At 53.7% G+C, this 18,985-nt stretch carries 13 protein-coding genes; 7 read left to right on the forward strand and 6 right to left on the reverse strand.

Annotation, left to right across the window (positions count from 1 at the left end):
• The 4 genes from GSQ86_RS06910 to GSQ86_RS06925 all read right to left on the reverse strand — a co-directional run.
• A partial coding sequence (locus tag GSQ86_RS06910) for a VCBS repeat-containing protein (RefSeq protein ID WP_216841041.1) occupies positions 1-1,405 on the reverse strand: 1,405 nt, incomplete at its 3' end.
• A 230-nt stretch (positions 1,406-1,635) separates the two neighbouring features.
• Positions 1,636-2,499, reverse strand: a complete 864-nt coding sequence (locus GSQ86_RS06915; protein ID WP_158749232.1) for an RnfABCDGE type electron transport complex subunit D — start codon at positions 2,497-2,499, stop codon at positions 1,636-1,638.
• Positions 2,496-4,295, reverse strand: a complete 1,800-nt coding sequence (locus GSQ86_RS06920) for a CRTAC1 family protein (RefSeq protein ID WP_158749233.1) — start codon at positions 4,293-4,295, stop codon at positions 2,496-2,498. Before GSQ86_RS06920 ends, GSQ86_RS06915 begins: the two co-directional genes overlap by 4 nt.
• Positions 4,292-7,795 carry an FG-GAP-like repeat-containing protein gene (locus GSQ86_RS06925; protein WP_158749234.1) on the reverse strand — a complete coding sequence of 1,168 codons (3,504 nt, stop codon included), beginning with the start codon at positions 7,793-7,795 and terminating at the stop codon, positions 4,292-4,294. Before GSQ86_RS06925 ends, GSQ86_RS06920 begins: the two co-directional genes overlap by 4 nt.
• A 331-nt stretch (positions 7,796-8,126) precedes the next feature.
• Between GSQ86_RS06925 and GSQ86_RS06930 the strand changes: the two genes are divergently transcribed.
• The 7 genes from GSQ86_RS06930 to GSQ86_RS06960 all read left to right on the forward strand — a co-directional run bounded on the left by GSQ86_RS06930 (position 8,127) and on the right by GSQ86_RS06960 (position 14,245).
• Positions 8,127-9,596, forward strand: a complete 1,470-nt coding sequence (locus GSQ86_RS06930; RefSeq protein WP_254062207.1) for an alginate export family protein — start codon at positions 8,127-8,129, stop codon at positions 9,594-9,596.
• A 278-nt stretch (positions 9,597-9,874) separates the two neighbouring features.
• Entirely contained in the window at positions 9,875-10,486 is a 612-nt protein-coding gene (locus tag GSQ86_RS06935; protein ID WP_216841042.1) for an ABC transporter permease, read from the forward strand.
• Between the two features lie 2 nt (positions 10,487-10,488).
• Positions 10,489-11,277: an ABC transporter ATP-binding protein gene (locus GSQ86_RS06940; protein ID WP_216841043.1), complete on the forward strand. Its 789-nt coding sequence runs from the start codon at positions 10,489-10,491 to the stop codon at positions 11,275-11,277.
• A gap of 44 nt (positions 11,278-11,321) precedes the next feature.
• Positions 11,322-12,056: an ABC transporter permease gene (locus tag GSQ86_RS06945; protein WP_216841044.1), complete on the forward strand. Its 735-nt coding sequence runs from the start codon at positions 11,322-11,324 to the stop codon at positions 12,054-12,056.
• A complete protein-coding gene (locus GSQ86_RS06950; RefSeq protein ID WP_158749237.1) occupies positions 12,046-13,104 on the forward strand; it encodes an ABC transporter substrate-binding protein in 1,059 nt (352 codons plus the stop codon). Before GSQ86_RS06945 ends, GSQ86_RS06950 begins: the two co-directional genes overlap by 11 nt.
• Before the next feature lie 26 nt (positions 13,105-13,130).
• Positions 13,131-13,436 carry a heavy-metal-associated domain-containing protein gene (locus GSQ86_RS06955; protein WP_158749238.1) on the forward strand — a complete coding sequence of 102 codons (306 nt, stop codon included), beginning with the start codon at positions 13,131-13,133 and terminating at the stop codon, positions 13,434-13,436.
• A 44-nt stretch (positions 13,437-13,480) separates the two neighbouring features.
• Complete coding sequence (locus tag GSQ86_RS06960) at positions 13,481-14,245, forward strand: DUF169 domain-containing protein (protein ID WP_158749239.1); 765 nt, start codon at positions 13,481-13,483, stop codon at positions 14,243-14,245.
• A 22-nt stretch (positions 14,246-14,267) separates the two neighbouring features.
• On the opposite strand, the gene GSQ86_RS06965 is transcribed toward GSQ86_RS06960, so the two are convergent.
• Entirely contained in the window at positions 14,268-16,532 is a 2,265-nt protein-coding gene (locus GSQ86_RS06965) for an alpha-galactosidase (RefSeq protein WP_158749240.1), read from the reverse strand.
• 18 nt (positions 16,533-16,550) lie between these two features.
• On the reverse strand, positions 16,551-18,959 hold the full coding sequence (locus GSQ86_RS06970) for a glycoside hydrolase N-terminal domain-containing protein (protein ID WP_254062208.1): 2,409 nt from the start codon (positions 18,957-18,959) through the stop codon (positions 16,551-16,553).
• Positions 18,960-18,985 lie beyond the last annotated feature (26 nt).

The following is an 18,985-nucleotide window of genomic DNA, read 5'->3' on the forward strand; positions in this document are numbered from 1 at the left end:
AACCATCTTTCACCATGCCGAACATCTTCACTCCTTTGTTAGTCTTCAAAATAATTCTAGTTCCGATGCCATCGCGATTCGACTTTGTACCGATCACTTTCACGCGCAATACGTCGTTCTGATTTCCATTGTCATTCCGCAGCAATTTGGCGGAACCATTATTAGTGGTAATGACGAGATCAGGATCTCCATCGTTATCGAAATCGAGATAGGCTGCGCCGCGCCCAACAATAGGTTGCCGCAGAGCTGAACCCACATGTTCCGTGGCATCCTCAAATTTTCCATCGCCCTTATTATGGAAGAGCAGCGGGGATTCAGCGTAATGAACAGTCGGCGTGACAACGCTGACGTCGTCGGCAACGTGACCGTTGGCGGCGAATATGTCAGGCAAGCCATCGAGGTCGTAGTCAAAAAAGAACGCGCTGAAGGTCAGCGAATTTGCGGATGGCGCGCCGATACCGGCGGCCATTGCCTTGTCGGTGAACAAACCAGATCCGTCATTGTGGAAAAGTCCCAGGCTCTCCTGGGTAAAGTTGCCGACAACGAGGCTCTGTCTACCCGATGCGTCATAGTCGGCAGCATCGGCACCCATGCCCGCGCGCGCCTTTCCGGCATCGCTAAAGGCGACCCCGGCGGCGAATGCCTGATCAGTAAAGGTGCCATCGTGATTGTTGCGATAAAGCTTATTCGGCTGCGTGTCGTTGGCAACGAAAAGATCAAGCCAACCGTCGTTATCGTAGTCGATCAACGTCACACCGAGAGATTTGCTGGACGCGTCATACAATCCCGCCTTCTTCGTTACATCCTCAAAGGTTCCATTGCCTTTGTTGTGATAAAGCGTTCCGCTCTGACCTTTGTATAACTCTGGAGTGCAGTAGGACTTGTTCTTGCCATCCAGCGTACAGTACTGATCCGAGGCCACTGACCATTCGACATAGTGCGAGACAAACAGGTCGAGCTTGCCATCATTGTCATAGTCGAACCATACTGCGCCAGTGGCAAAGCCCGGTGAGCCTACGCCGGCTTTCGACGTAACGTCGGCAAACTCTCCGTGACCGAGATTACGAAAAAGATGACCTCCATCGAGCGCCGTAATGTAGATATCCTCGAAGCCGTCGTTGTCATAATCTGCAGCGGCACAGCCAAGGCCATACATCTCTGAAGCCAGTCCCGCCTGACGGGTTACATCGGTAAAAGTACCGTCTTTATTGTTGTGATAGAGCGCAGGATATGATTTGCCGGTTTCGTGACCGGGCCAATCCATGGAATTGACGAACAAGATGTCCTGCCAGCCGTCGTTGTCGTAATCGAGAACGCAAACGCCACTGCCCATGGTTTCCGGCAAATACTTCTTGCCAAAAGCGCCGCTATGATGACGAAAATGAATACCTGCCTGTGTTGTCACGTCGGTGAAGCGAATGGGCCCGGAAGGCCGTGGCGGAGTAGCTTCTATTCTGGCCTCTGATGCGGTTTTTCCGCTCGCAACAGAACGACTCTCGGTAGGCTGCTCCTGTTTTGATGGAGCAGGCGATGGCTTCCTGCAACCAGAAACGAGACAAAACACAGACAATGACAACAGGCCGACAATCCGCAGTCGCAACAACATGAATGAATTCCTTTTTTAATCTCTGAGTTCTATGACGCGTTCAGCGGGACGCTCGAGGCAGTTGCGTGACGGGAATTTCGCCAGATGTCGATAAGCATGGCGACGGGCCCGACGATGAACAACGCATACAACGGGGCGTAGATGTTTTGATCGAGGCGTAGGAGGAATTCGACGACAGCAACGAGAAATGCGACGATGCATTGCCCGGTCTTCGAGCGCACCGTGGTCTTGGGATCAGTAATCATGAAGAAGATAAAGAGCTGGTATTCGGGGCCGGTGATCGGCGAAATTTCCGATTGCCAGGGGTCGCCCGTGATCCAGGCGCGTAGAAATGCCAGCACTATGAATGAAGCTATATAGACGGCGCAGATGTGGAAACGGCGAAGACGCCAGATGATCGCCGAGCCAAGCAACCAGATCACTACCATCGTCCCGAGATTATTGCCCCACTGAATGCTGAGGCTCGCAACTGCCTCCGATGCCAGGAAAAGCATGACGCAGATGCCGAAATTCGACGGGTTCCAGATATGGCGGCCTTTCACGCGCAGCACATATTTTGAAGTGATGGCCAGCAGACTGCACAGCGCATATGGCCAGAACGCGGGTGAGCGCAACAGGATGCCAACGCTGATTCCTGTGATGTAGGCGCTGGCGAGATGCGGCCATTTATGCAAGAAGATGCGCCCAAGAATCAATTCCGCAAGCATGCTGGTACCGATGGCCAGCAGCGTTTTCTGATAGCTTTCAAGAATTCCAAATGTGAGATGCCCTATCAATAGAATGAGCGTGATGAAAACTGGCGGAACGAACCGGTTGTCAAGGCTCAAGATACTCTTCCAGCGCGCAGGTTTGTCTGCGGCGGATGCGGGCGTCGTCATAGCTGGCTGGCTCATGCTGGCTCCTCAATCTTATAGAGCTTGCCTGGCATAAGGCCATTCAGTGTCTGTACTTTTCCTGATGGCCAGCGGATGACTACTCTTTCTATCTGTGGATTTTTTCCAAGACCGAAATGAATGCGACGATCGTTTTCGGCTGCAAAACCGCATCCACCGCAAATCTGCTGAACCTGCTCCTGGCCATTCCAGAACAAAGCCACCTGCGCGCCGATAGCACTGCGATTGCTCTTTGTTCCGGTCAGTGCAAACTCAATCCATTTATTATCGGCAGCCACTGTATTTTTGTAGACCAGCAGCGGACCTCGCTGATTTGCCACCACAACATCAAGCACGCCACGGTTCCACAGATCAGCAAAGGCTACGGCGCGCCCGTCATGCGTATCTGTGACTCCGACCGATTGGGCCACATCAACAAACTTGCCGGCACCGTCGTTTAACCAGACGCGTTTTGGCTGATAGCCGGAAAGACTGCGTCCCTCCATTGCCGGCCAATTCTTGGCGTCTCCAATGATGGATGAATTTCCCCCGGCGACTTTTGAGAAGTCGTACCAGTAGCTTTTCCCGCGCTGGAGCGAGACATTCCCGTTTGTTAAAAAAAGATCGAGCGTGCCGTCGTTATTCAGATCGCCAAACTGCGCGCCAAAACTCCAACCACCCAGCTCGACACCCATATCGCGCGCGAGATTTTCAAATTGAATGCCGTTGCCGGATGTTCCTTCTTTAGGAACCCACAGATTGTTCCCCTGAATCAGCACGCCATCTTCAGAAATATTTGAGATGTAAACCGAATACCGGCCCTGATTGAAGATGTCGCCAAAGGCAACGTCCATGCCGCTCTTGGGAGCGAAGCCCACACCGGTCTGTTCTCCCGCTTCGCGAAAACGATGGCCATCGTTGAGATATAACTCCGAGACGCCGTAATCATTAGCGATAAAGAGATCGGGATGACCCGTTCCGCGCAGATCGGCAGCGCCGGAGGCCAAAGCCCAGCGTCTGCTGTTGATGCCAACTTTTGCGCTGACTTCTTCAAACTTCCCGTTGCCTAGATTATGGAAGAGATACTTTCGACCGCCGTTCTTAGCGTATTCGAAGCTCTCAGGCATCATACGTGTCGATTTCAGATGCCATAGATCTACATCCTCGGGGTAATAGCCGCCAACAAAGAGATCGAGCAGACCATCGCCGTCGTAATCGAACCAGAGCGCTGTATTTGCATTGATCCAGGATGGCAAGCCTGCCTGCTCGCTCACCCGTGTAAACCCATGCCCGTGGTCGTTATGAAAAAGTTCCGGACGACCCCACTTCAACAGGAACAGGTCTTCATAGCCGTCGTTGTCGTAGTCACCCCATACTGCCCCCATGGAAACGCCGGTACCGGGCTGATTTACATCGGCAACACCCATTTCTTCGCCAACATCTTTGAAAGTGCCGTCGTGCATGTTGCGATAAAGATGGTTTTTGCTACCCTCCCGGCTGTTTGTTGCGTAGATATCGGGCCAGCCGTCTCTGTCGAAATCGACAATCGATACAGATGCACCCATCGATGCAACTTCTGGCATGATATGTGCGAGTTTGGAATCGAGAGTTGGCCCCTCGTGGACAAAGTTGATCCCGGCAGCATGCGAAACTTCCTCAAGATAGAAGCCGTGGCGGGAAAGTGAAGCCGCTGTATCAGCGGCAGCTGTTGCAGATGATTTGTGAGCAGACGAAAGGCGCTTCACCACGATTGGCGTCAGCAAAAGCCCCGCAAAAAAAACAATTAATATGATCCGTGCTATAGGAACGCGCTTCATTTTCCGGCGTTACTCCTCAATGCGTTGTTGAATATTCCCGGCGTCACATAGCGCGTTTGATATGTCTGCCAGTCTTCCGAATGATGCCTGTACTCCCAGTCGTTGCCGAGCGTGCCAGGCGGCGTGTCGTATTCCGTTCGAGCATGGTAAGGATACGGCAGCACAGTCTGCGAGTAGGTAGAGTTGTAGTCGCCATCCTTGATCCAGCCATCTCCGGCAATCACATAGTCGCGCACCCATCCCGCGGGCGGCGACGGGGACGCGGCAAAGCGCAATGACATTTCATCACCCGCATTCATGATGACGTATCGGTCGTCAATGCCCCTCAATAGCGGACGCACATCACCATAACGCGTGTAGTATCCAGCGAGATCGCGCCATATCTGCGTGGTGCTCATCAGCTGGTTATAGTCAGGAATCTCTGGCGATGAAGCATTTGCCTGATGAATTACCGAATAGCCACGATAATGCAGATCGGCTATTGCGGGATCGAGGCGCGTGATTTTCAGCGGCGCATCCGGCATCCCCTTAGCCCATTCCATCTGATCCCAGTAAATTTCGAGATTCGTGCGTAACCGCAATTTGTGCGGAGCGCCCGGAATGAAAACATTCGTCAGGTCAATGAGACATATTTTATTGCGGCCTGCGGGAAAACCGAGATTCGGCTTCACCGTTTTCCAGCCGCCGTGTCCATCTTCAATTTCGAGACTTAGCGGATGCGGCGCGGGATGGTTGCCCTGACTCATCGCAACATTGATCGACGAATCCGATGGATGCAGCCAGCCACGCGCAATCAACCACAGAGGGCCGTTTGCTGGGAGATCTTTACCAAGGTCGATCTCAACATAATGATCGCGCGTAACACCCTGATACTGCCCGCGGCCAAAATTGTCCAGGTATCTGCCGTCAAGCTTGCGAAGAATATCGGTCACGTCCTGGCCGTTGTCGTCTGAGGCGTGGGCAATCGGTTGCGGCGCTGCGACCGTCGTAATTGCCAGTTTTACCGGGGGCGAGGCGTTGCGTTCATCGGTAAATATCTCAGTACCCGCTGGATGATCGACCGTCATTAATCCGAGATAGTCGTAATAATAAGTTTCCCAAAGCTCCCCGGTGATACGGAGATCATAGAAACCATCGCGCGGTACAAGCTGATCGCGACCGATCTTGTACCACTCCTGCGTTGCGACGATACGCGCTGGGCCAAGCGAATTAATGCGCAGTCCAATCGCCGATCCCCACGGCACTGTATCTTTCACGAATTGCATCTGTTTGCCGTTATAAGCAAAAAGAAACGGGCACGAGCCTTTCAGCCGTTGCTCGGTAATTACTTCCTGATCGGCTTTCAGTGCAAACTCGGCACGAACAGAACCGTTTGGCCAGACAATGCGTGCAACATCGACGCCATTTTGTAAGCCGAGGCCAAAATGCAATTCCGGTCCCGTGATCGGCTGTTTCTGGACCATCAAGCCAGAGCGAATCTCGATGTCCCCGCCTATACCGAAAGAGTTGATACGCTGATCGCCCGTGGTTTGCCGTGCACGAGGACGGATGGTCTGCCAGTGGTAATCCTTCGTTCCTCGATTCACTGCTTCGACCGCCTGACCGTCGGCTGATATCTCGAGCAGATCGAGCCGCCCATTACCTTCCAAGTCAGCAGTGTCAAAGACTAGTGCAGCGTCAGTATTCGTTTTCAGCGTGAATTTTCCTTGCTCGTTCTGCAACCAGATAGACGGGGGTTGCGGAGACGTTACTGAAGCGAGCAAGAGGTCAAAGGCTCCGTTGTTATCAAGATCTGCCACGCGCAATCGGAAATCATCTCCAGAATGCGCCGCCGCGGCGGGCACACTGGTAATCGGCGTGGAACTCCAACTGCTGCCGTTCTCCGATTCGGAGAGCGCAGTAACCGCGCCATCATCATGAACAAGCAGCAACGCCAGAACGCCGTTTCGATTAACATCGGCTACAGCAACAGCCCGTATCTTCGACAATCCAGCAGGCACGGCTTGCTGGTGGAATTTTCCCAAACGATCATTGATAAAAACATGAAGCTGGCCCGAACCGTCTATCAACGCAGCGTCAGGGTTGCCATCACCATTCAGGTCAGCCCATACAAGCTGCTGTAAGCCGGAGATACCAGTAAACACATGAATCGGCTGAAAAGTGCCGTCGCCATTGTTGCGCAGCACTAGCGGTTCGCCACTCCTTGCGCCAACCACGATGTCGAGATCCCCATCAGCTTCAATATCAACCGCCCATGCGCCTGTATATGACCCCTCGATAATCGGACGAGGCAGCTTCGTTTGCGCGATTACATCAGTGAAGGAGTCCGGCCTATCCTGCCTTAAAAACCGCAGCCCGCCTGCCCCTGCCAGCACGAGATCGGTCTTGAAATCGTAATTAAGGTCCACAGGCAAAATTCCTTCTGGCGAAGGTGCGACATTCGCCGCTCCACCTGGAAATGGAAACGAAGCGCCTGTCGAAAGATGTACCTCGTGCGCGTTCGCATCGGCTACTGCGGGAGGACCGTTGCCGTTAAGCGAAAGTGCCCCTACCCAGTTCCACTTCCCTTTTGGAAGATTTGCCAGCGGCTGAGTCGTAAACGTCATAGCATCGTCGGCGGGAGCAGGCTGAAACACTGGTGAAGCTAGCCTTAAAAAGTGCGTGAATGGTACCGCCTCTTCTCCAGGCGATGGCTTAATCTCCGACAGATTTGCGCGAAACTCCGGCACCTGCATCAGCACATTTCGTAAAAATATGGACCGCGTAGCCGCCGCTCTTGGCTCCGTTCCCGTAGCTGCCGCCTGTAATGCGTCCAACTGCTGCTTTACGTCCGACGGCCACGCATTCGATTGCGCCGCGATTTTCTCGACGGCAGAATGCAATACGGCCGCATCGCCACGTTTAGCCGCTACCCTGCTCAGTTCGAGCAGAGCGGCAAGATTGTTCGGCTCCGCGGCAAGAATCTGCTGCATCAAATTTTGGAAATCGGAGTCGCTGTTGGCATCGCCCTGACGTTCCACCTCCGAAGCAAGTTGATAGAGGGCGCGCAGATTTTTCGGATTTAACTGCACGGCCTGTCGCAGATCGGCAATCGCTTTCGCTGAATTTCCGCGGTCGCCCTCCAGCAATCCCAGCAGGTAATAAATGCGGTCGTCGTTTGGAGCGAGCTCACGAGCCTTTTCAAGACGCTGAAAAGCAGCATCAAAGTTGCGCTGCCGCAGTGCAAGGATGCCCCAGTTGCCCCATGCAGCGGGCTCACCGGAAACCGTTTGCGTGGCTTTCCCAAGGTACTCCTCAGCGCGAACGTCATCGCCTACCTGCAAAGCGGCCAATCCCACATAAAAAGTAGAAACAAAATCGGCGTATGTCTTGGATGATGGGTCCGGCAAATGGCTACCGGAGCGGCAGCCTGCGGAAAGCAAAGATAAAAGAGCAAGGCCGCTGACAAACAGGCGAATGCTCGCCTTAGACATATTCCCACGATGTGTGCTGGTTGCCATGCAATCTCTCATTATCGCAATCGAACCAGTCTTCCGGTACTGCAAGATCACTATTGCTCCCTACAACAAGCCTGCGCCATCGCAAGTCGCAGCACCCTCTTCGAGAAAGCCGATGGTACGCTGCCCTGGACCTGGAATCTAATCAACCCGTTATACGCTACTGTCAGACCACATTAATAGATTGAGATATAGCCTGTAATCCTCCGAAAAGTGGGTAGCTACATCAATCTTTCGGTTGAGGGCTTCTTTTGTCGACACTGCTAAGGTTATCGTGCATCGGTCCGGAAGCTAGTGGACGACAGAATGTATATACCCTGTTCGGAGATTCGATTTGCGCTCTTTTGTTTATATTTTAGGGTTGTTATCTCCTATTGCCATATTCGCCCAGACGCAGCAAGCTGTTCCAACGCAGCATTCTGTCAACGCCTTTGTCTATGAAAGGGCTCGTGGCATGGGCTGGCAGTGGTACGAGGCCGAGCCTTATCGAAACACCTATCCATATGGCGAATCTCTGCTGCGTTTCGGACTGTCACAGGCGACTCTTCATTGGGACTGGAGATTGGAGATCACGCAGCCTACAATTGTGGCTGCTCCGAACGATGCTGTAAGCCCCGTGACCGCCCAAGGTCAGCTTGGGTTTGGCGGCACATATTACGCATCGAACGGCAACAATTCCTATCCCGCCGCGGCTTTTCTCAAGCAGGCCTTCGCACGTTACAACTTTACGGGAGATGATAAAAATCTCCGCCTCGGCCGCTTTGAATTTTTCGAGGGCCTGGAAACGAAGCCCAAGAACTCTACCCTTACCTGGCTCCAAACGAATCGGGTCTCGCAACGCCTGATTAGCAATTTCGGATTCACCAACGCGCAACGTAGCTTTGACGGAGTCGACGCGCATTATGGCCAGGGCTCATGGGATATCACTGCAATGGCGGCCCGCTCCGATCAAGGCGTCTTCAACATGAACGGCAATCCTGAATTGAACGTCGATGTTCAGTACCTGGCCTACAGCAAATCCGACTGGAAAGACCATTTCATTTGGCGCGCATTTGCCATTGGGTATCACGATGGCCGCACTGGCATCGCGAAAACGGACAATCGCCCGCTACCGGTTCGACAGGCAGATCATGAGAATATCCGCATCGGAACATATGGCGCGGACTTTCTCACCACGATTCCCGTCCATGGCGGCCAATTCGATTTCATCGGCTGGGGCGTTTTGCAGAACGGCAAATGGGGACCTCAGGATCATCGTGCAGGCGCCGCTATGGTAGAGGGCGGCTACCAGCTTCTCCATACCCCCAGCGCGCCGTGGGTACGCGGTGGATGGTTCCGAAGCAGTGGAGACAATAATCCCAGCGACAATAAGCACGGCACGTTCTTCGAGATTTTGCCTACGCCTCGATCATTCGCACGTTTCCCGATCTACAATCTGATGAATCTCCAGGACAAGTTCGTGCAGGTCATCGACCGTCCGCGACCTTCATGGGAACTGCGCAGCGATCTCCACTGGGTAAGTCTCACCTCCAACAAAGATCTCTGGTATCAGGGAGGCGGCGCATTCGACAACAAGGTTTTTGGATATACAGGCCGCCCGAGCAATGGCGCTTCCTCTTTGACCTCTATTGCAGACATTAGTTCAGACTGGCATGCCACAAAGAATCTGGATATCAATAGTTATTACGGATATAGCTGGGGGAAAACCGTAGTGGGTGCAATTTATCCGGAGAACCGCCGGGCTCAGCTCGGTTATCTCGAGCTCGTGTATCACTGGAATACGCCGCTTTCCTCGCGCCATTGAGGGGTGGCAAGTTCACGCCTCAATCAAACATTCGATTGGGGCATAACCCAACCGGAATAATTAAAGTTTCATCGGAATGAGAGATCGCTTCACACAAAATGAGCTCTGCAGAAAGAAATAATCGGCGAGTAAATTCCTTAGGAATTCGGCTTCGCCCACTCGTGTTTATCGCGGCGTTGCTCGTTATCTGGGAAATTGCAGCAAGACACCAATCTGCTCATCTGCTGCCTGGACCATGGGAAACACTCGGTGGCATTGTTGATTTGGTGCGACATGGATTGCTCATAAAATATGTCGTCGCATCGCTCTTTCGAGTGACGTGGGGCTTCCTTCTGGCTGCGGCTCTGGCCATACCGTTAGGGCTGATGATTGGCTACTATCGGAGAGCAGAGATGGCCTTCAATCCGATCATCCAGATTCTCCGTCCCATCTCGCCCCTGGCCTGGATTCCTATTGCCATATTGTGGTTCGGCGTCGGCGATCTTGCGGCCGTCTTTCTGATTTTTCTCGGATCGTTTCTGCCACTACTCTTAACTGCCATCAGCGCAGCTCAGAGCGTTCCCGCAGTTTACGTCAACGCAGGACGCAATTTTGGCCTGAGGCCGACACGGCTCCTCTCTCGGATCTTTTATCCGGCGGTTCTTCCTCAGTTGATTGTTGGACTTCGTATCACGCTCGGAATTGCTTGGCTTGTAGTTGTTGCAGCGGAGATGATCGCAGTCAATTCCGGGCTTGGTTTCCTCATCGTCGATGCACGCAATGCAGGCAATCGATACGATCTGGTCGCCGCGGGCATGGTCATCATCGGAGTTATTGGTTTACTGCTCGACATGGGCATGCGCTCCATCGAGAAGGTGCGATCGCTGCGCTGGGGCTATTCGGAGGATTAGAAGTGTCGGCAAAAGATATGGTAATTGTGGCTCAAGCACTCAAGACTAAGCTGTCGATCGAGAATCTTGGCGTCACATTTGAACGTGATGGCAAGAACATGCCCGTTTTAGAAAACATTAACCTGGAAGTTAGCGATGGCGAGTTCGTTTGTCTACTCGGCCCATCTGGGTGCGGCAAGACAACTCTGCTGAACGCGATGGCAGGCTTTCTCTCGCCGAGCAGCGGAGAAATTCGTGTTGACGGTGAAGCCGTGCGTGGTCCCGACCCGCGTCGCATTTTTGTCTTCCAGGAACGTGGCGTTTTCCCGTGGCTTACGGTCGAGGGCAACATTGCCTTCGGCTTGTTCAAACTGTCTCGCACAGAGAAAGAGCAGCGCATCGCGCACTACGTAAAACTTGTTGGTCTTGAGGGGTTCGAGAAAACCTATCCGACAGAACTTTCAGGAGGCATGAAACAACGTCTGGAAGTTGCCCGCGCTCTCGCTGTAAATCCGGACATGCTCTTTCTCGACGAACCCTTTGGCGCACTCGATTCGATCACCCGACTGGTAATGCGCAGCGAGCTATTACGCATCTGGGAAGCAGAGCGTAAGACCATTGTCTTCGTAACTCACGATATCGATGAAGCGGTCCAGCTGGCTGATCGCGTCGTAGTCATGAGCACGCGCCCGGCTACGATTCAGCAGATAGTAGAAATAGATATTCCTCATCCGCGAGATATTAGTTCTGCCCGCTACCTGGAGTTGCGTGATGGCATCTTCAAGCAGATCGGTTTGGCACATAGAATATGAATTCCCTCGCACAACCCGCCAAGTGGGAAAAAATCTTCTGGCCTATGCTGGCAACAGGAGCGTTGCTGGCGCTCTGGCATTTTTCTGTCATCTGGACCGCAACGAAAGTATTTCCCTCGCCGCGCGAAGTTGAAAAAGGCATGGAGGAGTTGCTGCGCCATCATGTTCTCTGGAACGATATCTACGATTCTTTGCGTCGCGTGGCAATTGGCTTTGGTCTAGCGGCGATTCTCGGAATTCCGCTTGGCCTCATCCTGGGTTGGTACCCGGCGGCGAATCAGGTAGTTAATCCAGTCATGCAGATCTTGCGTCCCATCAGCCCTATTGCCTGGATTCCTATCGCCATTATTTTTTTTGGCATAGGAAACGCTGCCCCAATTTTTCTTATCTTCCTCGGCGCATTCTTTCCAATTGTGGTTTCCTGCATCAACGGTGTCTCAAACGTACCCTCAGTTTTCCGTCGCGCCGGGCGCAACTTCGGATTAAGTTCCCCGCAGTTTTTGGCAAAGGTTGTCTTCCCGGCAGCGCTCCCGCAAATCCTTGTCGGTCTGCGCATCGCGCTTGGCATAGCGTGGCTGGTGGTTGTGGCTGCCGAAATGATCGCCGTCGATTCCGGTTTAGGCTATCTGGTCATTGATTCGCGCAATTCCGGCAAGCGCTATGATCTTGTCGTTGCGGCGATGCTGCTCATTGGCGTGATCGGGCTTGTGCTGGACATAGGATTTCGCAGGCTTGAACAACTCAGGTCTGTTCGCTGGGGGTTCCGCCATGAGTCCTAAAAGCAGAGTTCTTCTCGGCATCGTTGGCTGGCTGATGCTCATCACCGGCTTGCATGCATATCTGAACGTCAATTGGGGCGCACTGCTCAATGATTTCCGCCCAGTCGAAAAGCGGAAGATTATCGTCGCCTATATTCCTGTCACGTGCCAGTTAACGTGCCCGGTTACGGATTACATTTCGAAATTCTCAGAAAATGGAGAATTATTTTTACCGCGCATGTTCCAAGGCTTTCCAGAAATCAAGGAAGCGCTGATCTCAAATAAAATACAGGCAGCATTCGTCGTTGCCCCGCTAGCCATCGCACTGGTATCACAAGGTGTTCCCATCAAAGTGGTCTATCTCGGCCATCGGTATGGCAGCGCCTTGGTAGTACGTAAAAACGGGCCCGTAAAAAACTTTACCGACCTGAAGGGTCGGACGGTAGCCATCCCCAGCCGATTCTCTGACGAGCGCCTTATCTTATTTCGCGCTATGAAAGTGTGGGGAATGAAGCCAGGAGACATCAAGATGGTGGAGATGGCGCCTCCGGATGTATCAGGCGCTTTAGCTGCCGGCGCCATCGATGGTTTCGTCATGGGCGAGCCGTTCCCCTCCCAGGCGGAAATGAAAGGCTTTGGACGCGTGCTCTTTCAGGCGCGTGACTACTGGCCGGATTATATGTCGTGCATTCTCGTCGTGCGACAGGACCTGATCGATAAGCGTCCGGATACCGTGCAAGTTCTCGTAGACGGGATCGCGCGTTCTGGTCTGTGGCTCGACAAAGGCAAACCATACCGCGAAGACGCCGCCGACTTCGTAGGCCGTTTCTATTACAACCAGAAGCCGGCATTATTACGTTGGGCGCTTACCAAGCCAATGGACCGCGTGATGTACAGTCCGCTTGCTCCGCGAAAGGCCGACTTCGATTTGGTTCGCGATCTGATGATCGAAACGGGCGTGCTGAATAAGAAGATTGATTTTTCTGCATACACTGATACGCGCTTCTCCGATAAAGCAAGTATCCAGACAGCATGGAAGTATGAGCCTGGTATCGCAACTGCAAAATAGCAACCTAGCATCAGGAGAAATAAACAATGTTACGTAGACGATTTATCCAGATAGCTGCTCTCGCCGGAATCGGCGGCGTAGCCACTGTTGAAAGAATGGAAGCCGGAGAAATAAAGACCGTCACCTATAAAGTGAAAGGTTTTACCTGTATTACTTGTGCCGTCGGACTGGAAACACTCCTCAAGCAGCAGAAAGGCGTCACATGGGTGAAGGCAAGTTATCCGGAAGCCTCCGCAATCATCAAATACAACCCAGCCCAAGTTACAGAAAATGCGCTGAAGAGCTACATCGCCGAGACGGGCTTTTCAGTCGAATCCGAAAATAAGGGCTGACAGCTCAGTCAAACCGCTCACTTCACAACTATCTGATGGATGCAATGAACGAGACATCAAAAAATTACGCAAAGATCGCCAGCTTACTGACCAACTGTCTCAACCTCAGCCAATCACCAGTGGCTATCAGTTTCACGGATGCAATTCCGAATGGCGTGGGCCGGCATGTCGGTGATGTGTCCGCAGGTTGCCGCTTCTGGCAGGACGGCGCAATGACAGTGTTCGCGACTTCATCTTCCGACCATCAAAGATGCGCAATCGGCGTCTACACCCATCATCTGCAACCCACTCCCGCACAGCAAACGGATCTCATGGGTGCCCTCAAGATCTTTGGAGAACTAAGTTACGTGCGTGAAGAGGATCTTCCTCTCATCCCGGTTTTGCAGCAGCAATCCGCACACGTCATCTATGCGCCGCTTGCTGAAACTCCGCTTCCTCCGCAGATCGTGCTGCTCTTCGTGAACGCCAGCCAAATGCTCATTCTTTCGGAGGCCGCACAACAGGTTGAGCACGGGAATACCGCCGCAATGGGTCGTCCCGCATGCGCTGTCGTTCCGCAAGTCATAAATACTGGGCGCGCTGCTTTAAGCCTCGGATGCTGCGGGGCACGGGCCTATCTCGATACGCTCACCGATGACACGGCCATCTTCGCCATTCCTGGAGCGAAGTTGGATTTTTATGCAGAGCGCATCGAAGCCTTAGCCCAGGCAAACTCGATTCTCACCAGATTTCACCACATCCGGCGCGAGGAGATTGCAGCAGGAAAATCCCCCAGCATTCAGGACTCACTGAAAGCAATGGGCGCTTGAAATTAATCAAGCGCCCCGGTAACTACTGGCGTTCCAGCGTAAATGCCGCTGCCTGAAAGTCTCCCCGCAGCTGTACGTCTAAGCCGTGTTCCATCCAGTAAGCTCCGCTCGCTTCCGCCGGCGTGCCGTTGGCTGGCTTACCGTCCATCGCAGTGATCCGATATCTGGCATGAGCGTCCAACCCGCGCAGGTAAAGACGCGGATAGGGATAACCCTCCATACTTGAATGAAGAAACGCGAAGACTACCGCCTGATGACCGTCGCGTGCTACTGATTCAGTAACAGACTGCTCGCTGTCATGTTCCGGCGTAATCAGGCGATAGAGCGAGCCTCGCTGCACAGTTTCGCGAATGGCCTTATACTGCGCGATCATCTGCTTCGCTGTGGCGAAGTCCTCCGTTGTCCATTTGTTCAAATTGGCTCCGATGCCAAGCGAACCCTGCATGGAAGAAAGAAAACGATATGGCAGGGAAAGCGTACGATTATTTACCCATGTCGGCGAGTCCGTCACCCAGGCCATCATCACTCCCGGCGAATAGGCATAGGTAAAGCCGTTCTGAATCAGTAGGCGATCGAAGGCATCGGTGTTATCTGATGTCCAGAATTCATCCACGTAACGCAGCACACCCAGATCCACGCGGCTGCCGCCTCCAGAACAGCTTTCAATTTCTACCTTCGGGTGCTTCTCACGCAGTTCTTCAAGAATGCTGTAATAGTTACGGGTGAAATCGACGTAGACTTTTTTCTCATCTTCAGACGCAACGGCCGGCCAGCCCGGTTCAGACCAGTTGCGGTTGTAGTCCCATTTGAAAAATGCGATATCGTTTTCGTTCAGCAACTTATCGAGAAATTGAAAGACATAAGCTCTCACATCCGGGCGCGCAAGATTGAGCACAAGCTGATGGCGCCCTTCCGTACGTGGGCGGTCGGGGAAATTCAGCACCCAGTCCGGATGCTTCCGATAAAGATCGCTGTCTGGATTCACCATCTCAGGCTCTACCCAGAGGCCAAAATCCATTCCAAGCGAATGTACTTTGTCGATCAGTGGCTTCAGTCCGTGCGGAAACTTCTGCGGATTCACATACCAGTCGCCAAGCCCGGCGCGGTCGTCCTTCCGCTGGCCGAACCATCCATCATCCATCACGAAGCGCTCCACTCCAATGCTCGCCGCCTTCTCGGCAAGAGCCAGCTGGCCGGCTTCATTTACGTCAAAGCCCGTCGCCTCCCATGAGTTGTAAAGCACCGGGCGCAATGCCGGATGCGGAGCATGTGGCACCAGAGAATCAATCTCGAAGCGATGCAGCAGTCGGGATGCTCCCCCGATGCCATCGCTCGAATACCCGCCATAGAAATAAGGTGTCTGGAAGTGCTCGCCTTTCTGCAAACGATAGTCGAAATCGAAACTGTTTGGGCCGCCGCTCACGCGCACCTGCTGCAGTTGGTCCTGTTCCACAGTAATTTTCCAGGATCCGCTCCATCCCAGCGCGCCAAACCACACGTTGCCATCTTCCGCGTCGTTATTTCCTATGCGATCGATGGCGAACCATGGATTATTCTGCGCACCCGTAGTGCCACGACGGCTTTCGAGTACTGTCTTGCCGGGGTGCACAGGCTGCTCCTGCACCGTGTTCTCCCCTGCCCAGCGCCCCGTCAGATAGCGCAGCCGGTAGTCTGTGCCGCGCGGCAGATTCCACGTGCCGGCGAAGACCTGCTCGATAGTGAAGGGCGCATCAGTACGGTTCTCAATCTCCGCCGAACGGCGCAGAATGCCGGTTTCCCCGTCAGCCTTATACTGCAACGTCACATAGACATCGAGTGAGATGTCCTTCATCGTGATACTGAGTTGATCGCCTTCGATCTTGTGCGATAGATATTTCAATACCAGGTCGCGGTTGCCATTCGGGAATGTAATCTTGAGATCGGGTTCAACATACAGGCCGCCGCCCCAGCCAACAAATTCCTGCGGCGTAGTATTCACCGATAAGTCAAAGGAAGCAGCTTCAGGCATTGCTTTCGCAGCAGAAAAGTGGTCACCCTCCGCCAGTTGCCTGCCCCAGTAGAGCGTCTGCACCTGTTGATTTTCATTGATGCCAAGCACATACGTGGTGTTCGCAGCATCAATGCGAAAGACACGCGAATCGGCGTCAAATCGAATGTGAACGGGGGAGCTCTGGGCTCCGGCAATCTGAAGGCTGCACACTGCAAACAGCCCCAGGACAATAGCGCAGCCAACTACGTTTTGCAGGCATCTAAAAAAGCCCGGCCTTGGTGTCTTTCCTTGATCCATGAAGCATCCCCTCAAACTTTATGCGTGATCTGAATTTATGAAGCTGGCAGTTCGCAGATGTGCAACTTCTCCCGCCCGCAGACTCAACTCCCGGATTTTACCCTGATAGCGAACCTGGATACTTCCGCTACGCCTGCTCATAACACTCGCTGACAATAGCGCTCCATTATGCCATGCAATATCGATGACATACCCTCCGCGCGCGCAAAGCCCTTTCACGGTCCCATCCTGCCACGCCGCCGGAAGAGCAGGAAGCAACCGGATTTCTCCGCCTTGCGACTGCAACAGCATTTCCGCCATACCTGCTGTACCTGCGGTATTGCCGTCGATGGCAAAGATGTTCTGCTCTGCTCCGGCAACCCCGCCACTTGAAAATGTCAGCAGGTTCACATCCGCTGCTTTGGCCACCAGGCTTTCCAGATATTTATGCGCCAGATCGCCCTTCAGCAATCTTGCATAGTAAACAACAAGATTGGCGCGTCCCCACTCGCTTTGTTCCCAGTGCGGAGTATTCATCCGACGCTCGATCGTTACTTCCGCAGCCCGGGCTAATTCCGGTGTCTTCCGCGGCGAAATCTGATTCTCGGGATACAGCGCAACAAGATGAGACGTGTGGCGATGATTGGGCTCGGCATCTTCAAAGTCTTCCAGCCACTCCTGCAGTTGTCCGTGTTTGCCGATCTGAAATGGCGGCAGTTTAGCGCGTGCGGCTTCCAGTCTTTCGCGCAGTTCGCCATCGACCGATAAAACTCTCTGCGCCTCTATGCACACGCTGTAGAGGGCGTAAACAAATACTCGATCACAGGTGTTACCCATCGACTCCGCGCAATGCTCTCCATCAGCGGTCAGGTACCAGTTCTCTGGCGAATCAGAAGGCCCCGTGACCAGCCATCCATGTTTCGGCTCAGGAACCATATACGCAAGAAAGAACTCAGCCGCTTCGCGCAGCGCCGGATAAGCCTGCGCACGAAGGAACTCGGTGTCGGCATTGAATGTGTAGTGATCCCACATCTGCAGCGCAATCCAGATGCCAGCGGTCACATATAGACCCCAACCAATCCCCCAACCCGGCGCGGTATAGCCCCATGCGTTTGTCACTGTGTGGCACACCCAGCCGGGAGCCCCATACATCTCCTTCGCCGTTCGGCGACCTGCCTCGCGCAGGCCTTCAATCAGGCCGAAGAGCGGCGTCTGGCATTCGGAAAGATTGCAGAGCTCCGCTGCCCAGTAGTTCTGCTGCGTGTTGATGTCGAGGTGGAAGTCATTCGTCCATCCCATCGTGCTGGCGAGGCCATCGTTCCAGATACCCTGCAAAGCCAGCGGCAGAGGCGAGTCCGCACGCGATCCGGTTATCGTGAGATAGCGCCCGTACTGAAAAAACAGCGCAAGTAATTCCGGATCGCTTCCACCGTCTTCAAGCCCTTTTCGCCGCACATCCGTCGGCTTTGTTCTCATCGATGGGCCGCTGGCGCCGAGATCAAGCGATACGCGCCGATAAAGCGACTGATGGTCAGCCACGTGCTCTGCGCGCAGTGTTGCATATGTCTTGCGTGACGCGCTCGCAATTTCTCGCGTGCATGCAGCTTCCGGATCATTGTCACGGAAGCTTGTAGCCGCAGCAATCAGCACGGTGACAGAATTGGCATTCTTCACATGCACATTTTGCGCCTCTGCTTGCAAGCTGCCGCCTTCTGCGATGATCTTTGCGTGGATCTGAAGAGCAACCCCATCCTGACCGTTGCTGTGCATATGCTCATAAGCGTGGCCCCGCAGGATCAGCGTATCTCGACCATTGGTGGTGATGTCGGCAGGGAGCGTCACTGCGCCGAAAGCCGCAGTGAAAGTGATCTGCCCCGGCTTGCTGCAACTCAGCCGCACGGCAATAACGCCATCCGGATGCGAGGCAATCACCTCGCGCGAAAACCGTGCCCCGCCGAGGACAAAACTCATACGGGCTGCGGCCTCATCCAGGTTCAGCGAGCGCCGATAGCCAATTACACCCGCTGTCTCGCCAAAGTCGAACCGCAGCTCCGGCAAAGGCATATTCGTGCCGAAAGATTTCGCATTGCCCAGAAGATGCTTCTCGCATAGACCCCGCGCTTCGACATATTTCCCCGCAAAAAGCAGCTGGCGAATCTCATCGAGGTGTTTCAACGCTTCAGGATTCACATCGGTCGCGCTCGGAGCTCCCGACCATGCCGTTGATTCCGACAGCGCAATGCGTTCCTTTGCCAGGCCGCCAAAAACCATACCGCCCAACCGTCCGTTTCCTACGGGCAGAGCCTCCAGCCAGCGCTCCGCCGGCTGCCTGTACCACAGCTCATCCACGGATCGCTGTCGAGTGGCGGACCACAACTGCATCGCGCCTTTCGGTATTGCTGCCAATGCAAGTCCGCCCTGCAGAAATCTACGCCTTGTTGTCTGCAACCGTATTTCTCCTCTGTCTGCCCACT

Origin of the sequence: Acidobacterium sp. S8 (assembly GCF_009765985.1) — a bacterium.
In the GTDB taxonomy this organism is placed as follows: domain Bacteria; phylum Acidobacteriota; class Terriglobia; order Terriglobales; family Acidobacteriaceae; genus Alloacidobacterium.

Bases quoted from the DNA above. Each gene is read 5' to 3' on its own strand.
- GSQ86_RS06915 (WP_158749232.1), bottom strand. From the start codon at position 2,499: ATGAGCCAGCCAGCTATGACGACGCCCGCATCCGCCGCAGACAAACCT.
- GSQ86_RS06920 (WP_158749233.1), bottom strand. From the start codon at position 4,295: ATGAAGCGCGTTCCTATAGCACGGATCATATTAATTGTTTTTTTTGCG.
- GSQ86_RS06925 (WP_158749234.1), bottom strand. From the start codon at position 7,795: ATGGCAACCAGCACACATCGTGGGAATATGTCTAAGGCGAGCATTCGC.
- GSQ86_RS06945 (WP_216841044.1), top strand. From the start codon at position 11,322: ATGCTGGCAACAGGAGCGTTGCTGGCGCTCTGGCATTTTTCTGTCATC.
- GSQ86_RS06950 (WP_158749237.1), top strand. From the start codon at position 12,046: ATGAGTCCTAAAAGCAGAGTTCTTCTCGGCATCGTTGGCTGGCTGATG.
- GSQ86_RS06955 (WP_158749238.1), top strand. From the start codon at position 13,131: ATGTTACGTAGACGATTTATCCAGATAGCTGCTCTCGCCGGAATCGGC.
- GSQ86_RS06960 (WP_158749239.1), top strand. From the start codon at position 13,481: ATGAACGAGACATCAAAAAATTACGCAAAGATCGCCAGCTTACTGACC.
- GSQ86_RS06965 (WP_158749240.1), bottom strand. From the start codon at position 16,532: ATGGATCAAGGAAAGACACCAAGGCCGGGCTTTTTTAGATGCCTGCAA.